Below are 11,309 nucleotides of genomic sequence, written 5' to 3'. Positions count from 1 at the left end.
GACGTGAGCCCGTGACGAAGCGGGTCGAGCAGACAAAGGACACCCGATGTCGAACTCCGCACGATCACCGTTCCGGCGGGCCGCACTGGCAGCGACCGCGCTCGGGCTCGCCCTGGGCGGCCTGACGGCCTCACCTGCTGCCGCCTCCGGCTCCAGCGACCCGGCGGTCGACCCCGACGACGACCGCGCCGTCGAGGCCGCGTCCGTGACCTCGACCCCGGTCCCCGACCCGGCGACGATCACCAACCCGGTGTCCTCACCGTTCGCGGACAGCTACGCGGACCCGGCGGTGCTGCGCGGCAAGGACGGCTGGTGGTACGCCTACGCCACGAGCGACCCTTTGGTCACCGGCGGCGAGTTCGGTCTCATGCACATGGCCCGCACCCAGGACTTCGCCGAGTGGGAGTACCTCGGCACCGTGTTCGACGAGGACACCCGCCCCGCCTGGGCTGCCGAGGGGTCGTTCTTCTGGGCACCGGACGTGCGCTACATCGACGGCGAGTACCGGCTCTACTACACGGTCACCGACTCCGCGGCGAAGCCCGGCGGCGACCCCGGCATCGGCATGGCCACCGCACCCACGCCCGCCGGGCCCTGGACCGACGTCGGGCACCCGGTGCTTGAGTCGCGCGCGATCCCGGACTCCGGCGAGCCACCCGCCTACCAGGGCCTCATCGACCCGTCCGTGTTCGTGGACGACGACGGCAGCATCTACCTCTACGTCGGTGGCTTCTCCGGCGGCCCGCACGTGACGTTGCTCGACGAGACCGGGCACCACGCGGTCGGCGACCTGCAGCAGGTGGCGGTCAGCGACCGCTACGAGGGCTCGTACGTGCTGCGCAAGGGCGACCACTACTACCTGATGCTCTCGGCCGCCGGCTGCTGCTCGGCGGTCGCGAGCGGGTACAGCGTGTTCGTCGGCCGCTCCGAGAGCCCGTACGGTCCGTTCCTCGACGCCGAGGGCGTCCCGCTCGCCGACTCGGCCGCGGGCGGCACCCAGGTCGTGGCGGCCAACGGCAGCCGGTGGGTCGGCGTCGGCCACCACGCCGTCATCACCGACACCACCGGTCAGGACTGGATGGTCTACCACGGCATCGACCGCGAGAACGGGTGGCTGAACGAGCCCGGCGGGATCAACCGTCGCCCGATGCTGGTCGACCGGCTCGACTGGATCGACGGCTGGCCCGTGGTCAACGCCGGCGCCGGGCCGAGCGAGGGCCCTGTTCCCGGGCCCACCCTCGGGTCCGCGATGGGGATCGTCTCCGACGACCCCGCCAGCGGCCGCGCGCTCGTCCGGCTCACGGGGTCGTTCACCTCGAGCACCGACACCACCACCGATGCCGGGGACGTCGCGGTGCTGCAGCCGGGGCGTCATCTGCCCGGTGTGGTGACCGCGCGCGAGCTCGTGCGCGGCGAGAACCGCTTCGAGACCGACGTGCGGCTCCGACCCGGAGCGGAGCTGTGCGTGCGGGTCGACGGCCTGGCGCGCCACACCGCCGTCTGCGTCGACGACGCCGACCGCACGCTCTCGGTCAGGACCACCCACAAGCGCAGCACCGTCACGGACGTCGCCACCATCCCCGACCGGATCGATCTCGGCCAGTGGCACACGCTCGTGGTGACGCTGTCGAACGGTGCGGTGCGTGCCGAGCTGCAGGAGTCCGGGCTCGGCGACCCGGTCGCCGTCGCCGAGACCACCGTGCGGACCACCTCGCGGACGGGCGGCACCGGCGCGGTTCAGGGCCTGTTGTCGTTGTTGTCCCGTGGCGGTGCGGCGGAGCTGGACAACCTCACGATCGCCCCGCTCGCGCAGGCCCCTGAGCGCGTCCCGGACCCGGTCGTCGGCGACGTCACCTGGTCCGAGTCCTTCGACGGCGACCTCGACGATGTCCTCGCCAGCGGCTGGACGCTGCTGCAGGAGCACCCCGGGCTGCACACCGCCGACGGCGCCCTGCAGTGGCCGCTGACCTCCGGCGACCTGGCCGGCGGCGAGGGCGGCCCGGCGCTGCTGCGGGAGGCGCCCGAGGGCGACTGGGTGATCGAGACCGATCTCGTGCTCGACCTCGGGACCGACACCGTGCGCAACTTCCAGCAGGCCGGCCTCGTGGTCTACGCCGACGGCGAGGCGTTCGTCCGGCTCAGCTCGGTCGCGCTCGGCGCCTCACGGGTGGTGGAGTTCTTCACCAAGCGCGACGGCGGTGGCGTGGTGGTCCAGGGCGGTCATCTCGACGGCCCACCGGCCACCGAGATGACACTCAGGATCCTCCGCACGCACAACGACGCGGGCGAGCAGCTGTACCGGTCGGCCTTCTCGATCGACGGTGGCGAGACCTGGCGCTGGGGCATGACCTGGACGATGCCCGCGGGCACCGAGGTCCAGATCGGGCTGCACGCCGGCGGCGGGGCCGAGCCGGCCACCGTGGCCCAGTTCGAGGAGTTCCGGATCCTCGAGAGCTGACGCCTGGGGCGAGGCGGCGAGGAGCTCGGCCCGGTCCTCTCGCACCTCACTCCGGGGCCTGCGTGATCCTCCGGTACTCGCTCATCAGGACGACGGAGGGCCAGATCCAGAGCACCGCGCCGCCGGCGAGGAGCCAGCGCAGGTCACCGAGGGGGAACGCCGCGAACCCCACGACCAGGTACACGACAGGCATGACGAGCGCCAGCGTCATGCGGCCGAACGCCCGCTGCTCGGCGTAGCGGCGGGCGAAGACCACGCACGCCGCGATCAGCGCGAGACCGGTCAGGGTCGGCGACAGGTTGTGCAAGATCCCGTGCCAGGACGGAGCAGCGAGGGCGGGCGCATCGGCCGGGAAGCCGAGGGCGGGATCGGTGGGAAAGACCCCACCCCAGATCAGTCCGAAGCCGAAGATCGCGATGAGCAGCGGCCCCCAGCGCCGGCCGGGCCCTGCTGTCAGTGCAGCGCGCAGGCCGACAGCCCCGCACACGGCCAAGGCGCCGCACAGCACGAAGGTCAGGGTCTGGACCCATCCGCCATGGCCCAGGCTCAGCATGCTCAGGGCGTGGGTGCGGGGGTCGAAACCGGGCCGCGTCGCTGCTTGCACGACGACAGCGATGACGAACAGCGGTCCGGTCGTCGCGCCGAGCACCAGCAGGCGCTTCGTCGTGGCGGAGCCCGCTTGCACACGGGTGGAGACAGTGGTGGACATGATGCGCTTCCTCTCGACGGTGATGCTGTTGACAAAAGGGATGCTGTACGCAAGAATCTTTTTTGTCAATGGGTGAGCGCGGAGGAACTGCTGTGAAAGAAGTCCTGTACGTCGACACGCTGGAGCAGGCGGAAGCCGTCCTGAAGCCGGCTCGCCTCACCGTCCTGCGCGAGCTCTGGGAACCCCGCACGGTGGCGGAGGTCGCGGACCGTCTCGGGCAGAGCGCCCAGCGCGTGTACTACCACGTCAAGCAGCTGGAGGCCGCCGGCGCGATCGAGCAGGTGGCGTCGCGGCGGGTGCGCAACCTCGTCGAGGCCACCTACCAGGCCGTGGCACGGAAGGTCTGGCTCTCGCCCGACCTGACCGGTGGGCCGAGCGCCTCGACCGACGACGCGAACCTCGCTCGGCTGCTGGATCTCACCGAGCAGATCCAGCACGACGTCGCGCGTCTGCAGCCCCGCCCCGAAGGGCTCCCGTCGATCGGTGTGCACGGCGAGATCCGCGTCTCGCCCGAGCACCGCGCAGCCTTTCTCCATGACGTGAACGAAACGTTGCGAGCGCTGTTCACGCGATACGGAGGAGCCGAGGGCGAGGCGTTCACGCTCGTCGTCGCCTGCTACCCGGGCAGCACATCAGAGCCGCGCCCATCAGAAGAGAAGCAGGGCAACCGATGAGCACGCCGATCGAACCTGGAACCGCCGAGCCGCTGGTCCTGCGCGTGCGCGCAGGCACCGACCCCGGCCGGGCCATGCACGCGCTGACCGACCCCGATGAGATGAGCGTGTGGCTCGCCGAGCATGCCGAGGTCTCCCTGCCGGACCACTACCGGTTCTGGGGGCGCTACACCCCCGGCGGCGCTGCGCCGGCCCAGACGCTGGTCGAAGCGACATCGGATCGGCTGCGGTACACGTGGATGCTCGACGATGTCGCCACCGAGGTCGACATCACGCTCGAGCGAGTCGCTGACGGCACCCTGATCACGCTTCGTCAGACCGGCGCCGATCCGATGGCGGCCGGCTCGCTCGGCCTGCTGCAGACGTTCTGGGCGGCGACGCTCGCGAACCTGGTCGACCTCCTCGAAGAGCGGCAAGGGCTCGCGCTCACCGATCTCACCTCGCCCCAGCTGGGTGCCGAGACGACCATCGATGCTGCACCATCGGCCGTGTTCTCCTCGCTCGTCGAGGCGGAGATGGTCACGGCCTGGTTCGGGTTCCCCACCGTGATCACGCCCGAGGTCGGCGGTCGGTACGGCTACGGCACCATCACCGAGCTGGTGGAGGATCAGCGCCTGTCGGTGGACTACGGGCCCATGGGCGTCGCCTCCTGGGAGCTGGAAGGCTCGGGAGGCAAGACCCGCATCGTGATGACCCAGAGTGGCTTCGACACCGACCAGCCACCGTACGCGGCCTGGCTCGGTGCCCTCAGCGGCCTCGCGGAGCTGCGGCGCTTCCACGAGCTGGCGAGCTGGCAGCCGATCTGGGTCCCTGCCGGTCAGTCCTCGTGACCAGGACCGACACCGAGGAGCAGACATGACGAACCGCCCGCCCGAGGTCGACGCGTGGATCGATGATCTCGACGCCACCGACCGGGACCTCTACCACGCGATCGAGACCACGATCCTCGCCACCGGTCTGGTCGAGCAGATCGTGTTCTCGTACAAGCTGCCCACCTTCAAGCGCGGGAATCGACCGGTGACGGTCGCGAGGTGGAAGGGTGGCATCTCGCTCTCCACCCGCGACCCGGCCCCGATCGAGCAGTTCAGGGCCAAGCACCCCGACCTCACCGGCGGCAAGATCTCCATCCAGCTGCGCCGTGACCGACCGGTGCCGCACGAGGACCTCGCCGAGCTCGTCACCGCCGCGCTCGCATCGGAGCACTGACCGGACGCCACGCGTCTCCGGCTGACTGGTGACCCCCGATCAGGGCGAGCCGAGGAACGCGGCGAGCTCCGCCGTCGTCGGGCTCTCGATGATCGACGGCGGCCCCTCCTCCCAGACCCGACCCTCGTGGAGGAAGCAGACCCGGTCGGCGACGCGCCGCGCGAAGCCGAGCTCGTGGGTGGCCACCAGCATCGTGGTCCCGGACGCGCGGACGTCGGCGAGCAGGTCGAGCACCTCCCCCACCAGGGCGGGATCCAGGGCCGAGGTGACCTCGTCGAGCAGCAGCAGGTCCGGCGAGGTCACCAGGGCACGTGCGATCGCTGCCCGCTGCTGCTGGCCGCCGGAGAGCTGCTCGGGATAGGAGGCCTCGCGTCCGGCGAGCCCGACCCGCTCCAGCATCGCGAGCGCTGCCTGCTCGGCGGTGCGGCGATCCTGCCCGTGCACCAGACGCGGCGCGAGCGTGAGGTTGTCCAGCACGGTGAGGTGCCCGAAGAGGTTGAAGGCCTGGAACACCAGGCCGAGCCGTGCCCGCACGGCGTCGGCGTCGACGCGGGGATCGGTCACGTCGACGCCACGGAGCGCGATGACGCCGTCCTCGACGTCCTCCAGCAGGTCGATCGCACGGAGCAGCGTCGACTTCCCGGACCCGGAGGCACCGAGCAGCACCACGCACTCGTGCTCGCGGACGTCCAGATCGAGGCGATCGAGCACCACACGGTCGCCGTAGCGCAGCCGCAGCCCTCGCACGCTCAGCACGGCGTTCGGGTCGGGGATCTCGACGGCGTCGCTCACCCGGTGCGTCATCGCGCCACTCCTGCAGCCGGCCGGGTCGCGCCCCAGCCGCGTCGCTCGCTGTAGGCGTCGACCGCGCGGGTGAGCGGGATCGAGATCAGCAGGAACAACACGCCCGCGACCACGTACGGGGTGAAGTTGTAGGCGCCGGTCACCTCGATCTGCGCGGCCCGGATCGCGTCCACGGCGCCGAGGATCGAGATCAGCCCGGAGTCCTTCTGCAGCGAGACCACCGTGTTGAGCAGCGCGGGGGTGGTGTTCCGGACCGCCTGCGGCACCACCACCCGCCGGGTCGTCTGCCACCGGGTCAGCCCGAGCGCCCGCGCCGCGGTCAGCTGCGCCGGGTGCACGGCACCGATGCCGGAGCGGAAGATCTCGGCCGTGTACGCGGTGTAGGTGAGCACGATCGCACCCGTGCCCAGGTACACGGCGTCGATCGGCAGCCACGACAGCCGCAGCGAGGGCAGCCCGAACCCGACCAGCAGCAGCACGAGCAGCAGCGGCAGGCCGCGGAAGACGTCGACGTACGCCGCCGCCAGCGCGCGCAGCGGGAACAGCACGGGCGAGGCGCTGGTGCGGAGGATGGCCAGCCCCAGCCCCAGCAGGAGGGCGACCACCACCGTGATCACCCACACCCGGACGTTCAGCCACAGCCCCTCGAGCAGCCCGGGCAGCACCTCGGTCGCGACGTCGAGGTCGAAGAAGGAGCTCCGGGTCCGCTCCCAGCCCGGAGACGTGACCACCACCAGGACAGCCGCCACCACGAGGACGAGCGTCGAGCCGAGGGCGAGCAGGAACGACCGGCGACGGCGGCCCGCGCGGAAGGCCGCGCGCTCGCGGGCGACGGGCGACGGCGTCCACCCGCCCTGGTCACCGTGCGTCACCCGCACAGTGTGCCGCACGCGCAGCGGGCTGCCGCATGGCCGCGAGCCCGTTCGTGCGGGGGCGCGGGCGGGTCGCACCGCCGCCTGGACGTGCGCATCGGCGGCCGATGAGGTTCCATGGAGTGATGGTCGTCGACGTGACGCTGCTCGTGAGCTTCCTGCTGTTCTCGGCACTGCTGTCCGCGGTGCCCGGACCCTCGATCGTGCTGTCGACCGGCCGCGCGGTCACCACCGGCCGGGCACCGGCGATGCGGATCGTGCTCGGCAACTTCCTCGGCGGGCTGGTGCTCGTGACGTGCGCCGTGGCTGGGCTGGGTGCCGTGCTCGCCGCCTCGGCGACGCTGTTCACCGTCGTCAAGTGGCTCGGCGCGTGCTACCTGCTGCTGCTCGGCGTCCGGGCGCTGCTGGCGGCCCGGCGCAGTGCGCGGCCCGGACCGGACGGGCCGAGCGGCACCGGTGCGCGGCGTACCCACCCGCTGCGGGAAGGGCTGCTCGTCGGCGTCAGCAACCCGAAGAGCCTGGTGACGCTCGCCGCCGTGCTGCCGCAGTTCGTCGACCCCGCACTCGGATCGGTGCAGGTCCAGCTCGCCGTCATCGGCCTGGCCGGAGCGCTGACCCAGCTGCTTATCGAGAGCATCTGGGTGTGGGCCGCGACCGGGCTGCGGTCGTGGTTCCAGGGGCGGCCGCGGCGACTGGCTGCGCTCCAGGCCGGCGGCGGACTCGCGATGATCGGTCTCGCGGGACGCGTCGCGCTGCAACGTCCGGCCACCTGAGGTCGGGCGCGGCCCTCGGGCCGGCCTGTCAGCCCAGCTCGGGGATGTCGTCGGACCCGAGCCACTCGGTGCGGAGGTCGGCGAGGGTGCCGTTCTCCTCAAGGGCGTCGACGGCGGCCGAGACGCAGTCGGTCAGCGGCGAGTCGAGGTCGAGGACGAAGCCGAGCTGCTCGACCACACCGCCGTCGGGCAGGGTCCCGATGACCGCGGTGCCCGGGAAGTAGATGGTGCTGGCGGCGACGGCCTGGTCCACGTCCATGACCACGGCCTGCACCTGGTCGTTGCTGAGCGCCTGCATCGCGAGCCCGGCGTCGTCGTAGGGGACGAGCTCGACGGCGTCGCCCCACGCGGCCTCGGCGATGCTGAGGGAGGTCTGGGAGGCGGTGACACCGACCCTGGCGCCCTCGAGCTCGGCGATCGTGGTGGCGCCGGCGAGCTCGCCCTCACCCTGCACCACCACACCCTGCCGGGTGGTCAGGTAGGGGCTGGAGAAGTCGACCGCCTGCTCGCGCTCGGGCGTGATCGAGGTCTGGTAGGCGGCGAGGTCGAACGGCTTGGCGGCGGGCGCGACGATCTGCTCGAACGTCACCTGCTCCCACACCACGTCCTCGGCGGCGTACCCGAGCTCCTCGGCGACCGCGTACACGAGCGCGGACTCGAAGCCCTCACCGCTGCTCGGGTCCTCCCCCACGTACCAGGGCTCGTAGGGGACGCTCGTGCCGACGGTCAGGGTGCCGTCGGTCAACGTCTCCAGGGCGCCCGGCTCGCACGAGGCGGCTCCGCCGTCGGACGATCCGGACGTGGTGGTGTCGGTCGGCGAGCCGTCGCCGCCGGTGGAGCAGGCGGCGAGCAGCAGCAGTGCCGCCGCCCCGGTCAGAGCGCGCGTGGCGAGTCGCAACGATGGGTCCTCTCGGTCGTTCCCCGCTGTTCAGCGTAGGCGGCGCCGAAGTCATTCCCGGCGCCGCGGCAGCGAGGCTCGGCTGCCGAGATCAGGCCTCGGTGAACGCGGCGTACCCGGGAAGGATCTGGTTCGTGATGATGTCCTCCATCACGTCGTGGTGCGCGAAGCCGTTCCACGCCGCGGTGAGCGTGGCGCGCTCAAGATCGGCCACGTCCCAGCCGGCCTCCTCGACCAGCAGTGACATCTCCCGACTCATCGACGTACCGGACATCAGCCGGTTGTCGGTGTTGATCGTGACGGCGAAACCCAGGTCGCGCAGCACGGTGATCGGGTGCGCCGCGATCGACGGCGAGGTGCCGGTCTGGATGTTCGAGGTGGGGCACACCTCGAGCGGGATCTGGCGGTCGCGCACCCAGGTCGCGGTCACGCCGAGCTCGGCGGCCTCCAGGTCGTCCTCGGCGCCCTCCGGGAGGGTGACGTCGGAGACGATGTGGACCCCGTGGCCGATGCGCAGCGCGTAGCAGTCGATGACGGCCTGGTCGATCGAGAAGAAGCCCGCGTCCTCACCGGCGTGGATCGTGACCGGCACGTGGTTCTTGCGCAGCGTCGTGAAGGCGCGCGAGTGCAGGGTGGGCGGGAAGCCGTCCTCGGGGCCGGCGATATCAAATCCAACAACCCCCGCTCCGTAGTTCTCGATCGTCAGCTGGGCGATCTCGTCGCTGCGGTCGTTCTGCCGCATCGCCGAGAGCAGCGTCCCGACGCGGATCGTGCGGCCGTTCTCGGCCGCCTCGGCCACGCCCTCGGCGAACCCCTGCTCGACGGCGTCCACCACCTGCTGCAGCGTCAGCCCCCGCTCGAGGTGCTGCTCGGGGGCGTACCGCTGCTCGGCGTAGACCACGCCGTCGGCGGCCAGGTCGACGACCGACTCCCGCGCCACGCGGCGCAGCCCCTCGGCGGTCTGCATGACCGCGCACGTGTGGGCGAAGGTCTCCAGGTACCGCACGAGCGAGCCGGAGCTGCACGCGTCGACGAACCACTGGCCGAGCGCGGCCGGGTCGGTCGTCGGCAGCTCGTGGCCGATCTCGGCGGCGAGCTCGATGATCGTGGCGGGGCGGAGGCCGCCGTCGAGGTGGTCGTGGAGCACGACCTTGGGCAACGTGCGGATCTCGTCGGCTGTCAGCGTCACCCGAGGAGCGTAGCCGCCCACTTCTCCCCTTGCGTCATACGTTCAGCGGTGACGGATCCACCACGCGTATAACGTAAGACGGGCGGCGGTCGGTGCGGCGTTGCGGCTTCGTGCGGGAGCAGCCTGAGACGTCAGCGCACCACCGGGATCAGCGTCCAGGCGAGGTGGGTCCAGTCACCGAGCGCGCGGTGCGGCGTGGTCCGTGCGCGGAGCTCGTGCGGCGCGATGGTCTCGATGCGACCGCGCCCGGGCTCGTAGATGCGCAGCTGGTCCGGCCGGGTGGTCGGCAGCGCCAGCACGAGGTGCCGCGGCATCGCGGTCTGCCACCCGCCGCTCCAGTCGCCGCCCGAGTAGATCGGCACCGGGACGCCCCTGCTCGTCGCGGACACGAGCATGTCGAGGACCTCGTCCATGACACGCTCGTCGCGGTCGTCGACGGCGCGGTGCCGGTACCGCACGCCCGGCACCCGGGCCTCGCGCGCCACTCCCCACGGCGGGGTGCCGTACCGGCGCGGCCACCGGAACGGACCTATCGTGGCGCGGGTGGCGCGGTCGTGGACGGCGGCGGCAGCCAGCGCGACCCGGCGCGCGGGATCGGGCTCGGCCAGCTCGGAGGTGCTGAGCGCGGCGAGCTCGGGCGGTACCACCGGGAGCCGGTCACCGCTCTCCAGCCAGGCCGCCAGGGTCGGGTCGCACGCCGCGTTCAGCAGCAGCAGACCGGTCGCGGCGCAGGTCACGCCGTCGGGCTGCGCCACGGTGACGCCGCCGACGCGCACCGGTCCGGTCCCCCGGCCGAACACGCCCAGCGCCGGCGGCTCGAGCCGGTGGCCGCGCCGTTCGAGGTCACGCCGGGCCTCGCCGTGGAGCCGGGACGCGGCGAGGTCCGTCCACCTCGAGCTGAAGAACCGGCTCAACGAGGCGTTCAGTGCGAAGGGTGCGCCCATGTCAGCCCAGGATCCCCCGCACGGCGATGACCACACCCAGTCCCGCCAGCAGCACGACGGCACCCGCGACGTGCCGCATCAGCCGGTAGTGGGCGCTGCCGCCCTCGTGCCAGGCGGGCATGTCGCGCAGCACCAGGACCAGCACCGCGATCGCGGCGCAGGCCGCGACCGCCGCGGTGACCACCATCTGCTGTCGCTGGGCCGCGAACGCGACCGTGGCGCACCCGAGCACCGCCGCCAGCAGGGTGCGGTTCCAGGCCAGCATCGTGCGCTGCGGCTGGGCGCCGCCGTCCGCATCGAGGTCCGAGTGCACGCCGCGCATGTCAGCGGAACGCCTCGACCACCGCGTAGACCGCCATCGCCACACCGATGATCGCGACCCCGGTGACCAGGATCGGCAGCGCGCTCGGCGGCGGCAGGGGTTGCTTGAGCCGCAGCGCCCGCTCGGCGCGCCGCCACGAGACCAGGGCGCCGACCGCGAGCGCTCCCCCGGACAGGCACGCGAGCGCGGCGATCACGTCGAGGAACGCGCCCGCGTCGGCGAACGTGCCGAGCGTCGTCAGCGCCACGCCGCCGCCGACCAGCGCCAGCCCGGTCCGCAACCACGCGAGCGCGGTGCGCTCGTTGGCCAGCGAGAACCGCGGGTCCGGCTCGTCGCCCACGCCGTACACGCCCACGGGCTTGCGAATCGGCTCGTTCTCCTCGCTCACTCCGCCACCCTCGTCGAGATCGCACGCCGACGGCGGGCTCGCACGTCGCACCGTCCGATCTCGCCGTCGCCG

The 11,309-nt window shown here is 72.1% G+C and carries 13 protein-coding genes; 5 read left to right on the top strand and 8 right to left on the bottom strand.

The genetic code is table 11. The annotated features are described in order from the left end of the window. The first annotated feature begins 46 nt into the window (after positions 1–46). Complete coding sequence (locus GPA04_RS11550) at positions 47–2,458, top strand: glycoside hydrolase family 43 protein (protein ID WP_156224246.1); 2,412 nt, start codon at positions 47–49, stop codon at positions 2,456–2,458. 46 nt (positions 2,459–2,504) lie between these two features. Here the strand turns inward: GPA04_RS11550 and GPA04_RS11545 are convergent, their stop codons facing one another. Further along, positions 2,505–3,167, bottom strand: coding sequence for a DUF998 domain-containing protein (locus tag GPA04_RS11545; RefSeq protein WP_156224245.1), 663 nt, complete (start codon positions 3,165–3,167; stop codon positions 2,505–2,507). 92 nt (positions 3,168–3,259) lie between these two features. On the opposite strand from GPA04_RS11545, the gene GPA04_RS11540 reads away from it, so the two are divergent. The 3 genes from GPA04_RS11540 to GPA04_RS11530 are packed head-to-tail and all read left to right on the top strand — an operon-like array spanning position 3,260 to position 5,047. After that, the gene (locus tag GPA04_RS11540) at positions 3,260–3,841 is read left to right on the top strand and encodes a winged helix-turn-helix domain-containing protein (protein WP_156224244.1); all 582 of its coding nucleotides are present in this window, start codon (positions 3,260–3,262) and stop codon (positions 3,839–3,841) included. Further along, a complete protein-coding gene (locus tag GPA04_RS11535; RefSeq protein ID WP_206674201.1) occupies positions 3,838–4,671 on the top strand; it encodes an SRPBCC family protein in 834 nt (277 codons plus the stop codon). The genes GPA04_RS11540 and GPA04_RS11535 overlap by 4 nt, the downstream gene beginning before the upstream one ends. A gap of 25 nt (positions 4,672–4,696) precedes the next feature. Continuing rightward, on the top strand, positions 4,697–5,047 hold the full coding sequence (locus GPA04_RS11530) for a hypothetical protein (RefSeq protein WP_156224243.1): 351 nt from the start codon (positions 4,697–4,699) through the stop codon (positions 5,045–5,047). A gap of 39 nt (positions 5,048–5,086) precedes the next feature. On the opposite strand, the gene GPA04_RS11525 is transcribed toward GPA04_RS11530, so the two are convergent. Continuing rightward, a complete protein-coding gene (locus GPA04_RS11525) occupies positions 5,087–5,851 on the bottom strand; it encodes an amino acid ABC transporter ATP-binding protein (RefSeq protein ID WP_156224242.1) in 765 nt (254 codons plus the stop codon). Further along, entirely contained in the window at positions 5,848–6,723 is an 876-nt protein-coding gene (locus GPA04_RS11520) for an amino acid ABC transporter permease (protein ID WP_156224241.1), read from the bottom strand. The genes GPA04_RS11525 and GPA04_RS11520 overlap by 4 nt, the downstream gene beginning before the upstream one ends. Before the next feature lie 125 nt (positions 6,724–6,848). Between GPA04_RS11520 and GPA04_RS11515 the strand changes: the two genes are divergently transcribed. Next, the gene (locus GPA04_RS11515) at positions 6,849–7,496 is read left to right on the top strand and encodes a LysE family translocator (RefSeq protein ID WP_156224240.1); all 648 of its coding nucleotides are present in this window, start codon (positions 6,849–6,851) and stop codon (positions 7,494–7,496) included. A 28-nt stretch (positions 7,497–7,524) separates the two neighbouring features. Here GPA04_RS11515 and GPA04_RS11510 read toward each other — a convergent pair whose 3' ends face one another. From GPA04_RS11510 to GPA04_RS11490, 5 genes are all read right to left on the bottom strand, one after another. Further along, a complete protein-coding gene (locus tag GPA04_RS11510) occupies positions 7,525–8,394 on the bottom strand; it encodes an ABC transporter substrate-binding protein (RefSeq protein ID WP_156224239.1) in 870 nt (289 codons plus the stop codon). A gap of 91 nt (positions 8,395–8,485) precedes the next feature. Continuing rightward, positions 8,486–9,577 carry an adenosine deaminase gene (locus GPA04_RS11505; protein WP_436277910.1) on the bottom strand — a complete coding sequence of 364 codons (1,092 nt, stop codon included), beginning with the start codon at positions 9,575–9,577 and terminating at the stop codon, positions 8,486–8,488. A gap of 137 nt (positions 9,578–9,714) precedes the next feature. Further along, the gene (locus tag GPA04_RS11500) at positions 9,715–10,527 is read right to left on the bottom strand and encodes a hypothetical protein (protein ID WP_156224237.1); all 813 of its coding nucleotides are present in this window, start codon (positions 10,525–10,527) and stop codon (positions 9,715–9,717) included. A gap of 1 nt (position 10,528) precedes the next feature. Next, entirely contained in the window at positions 10,529–10,840 is a 312-nt protein-coding gene (locus GPA04_RS11495; protein ID WP_156224236.1) for a DUF202 domain-containing protein, read from the bottom strand. 10 nt (positions 10,841–10,850) lie between these two features. Beyond that, a complete protein-coding gene (locus GPA04_RS11490) occupies positions 10,851–11,237 on the bottom strand; it encodes a YidH family protein (protein ID WP_206674200.1) in 387 nt (128 codons plus the stop codon). Positions 11,238–11,309 lie beyond the last annotated feature (72 nt).

It is taken from the genome of Pseudactinotalea suaedae (assembly GCF_009733815.1).
Taxonomy (GTDB): domain Bacteria; phylum Actinomycetota; class Actinomycetes; order Actinomycetales; family Beutenbergiaceae; genus Pseudactinotalea; species Pseudactinotalea suaedae.
The sequence above is the reverse complement of the archived record's forward strand: the minus strand, read 5'-3'. Positions and strand labels throughout refer to the sequence as shown.

Coding starts and splice junctions, on each gene's coding strand:
- GPA04_RS11530 (WP_156224243.1), top strand. CDS start 4,697: ATGACGAACCGCCCGCCCGAGGTCGACGCGTGGATCGATGATCTCGAC.
- GPA04_RS11525 (WP_156224242.1), bottom strand. CDS start 5,851: ATGACGCACCGGGTGAGCGACGCCGTCGAGATCCCCGACCCGAACGCC.
- GPA04_RS11535 (WP_206674201.1), top strand. CDS start 3,838: ATGAGCACGCCGATCGAACCTGGAACCGCCGAGCCGCTGGTCCTGCGC.
- GPA04_RS11550 (WP_156224246.1), top strand. CDS start 47: ATGTCGAACTCCGCACGATCACCGTTCCGGCGGGCCGCACTGGCAGCG.
- GPA04_RS11515 (WP_156224240.1), top strand. CDS start 6,849: ATGGTCGTCGACGTGACGCTGCTCGTGAGCTTCCTGCTGTTCTCGGCA.
- GPA04_RS11545 (WP_156224245.1), bottom strand. CDS start 3,167: ATGTCCACCACTGTCTCCACCCGTGTGCAAGCGGGCTCCGCCACGACG.
- GPA04_RS11500 (WP_156224237.1), bottom strand. CDS start 10,527: ATGGGCGCACCCTTCGCACTGAACGCCTCGTTGAGCCGGTTCTTCAGC.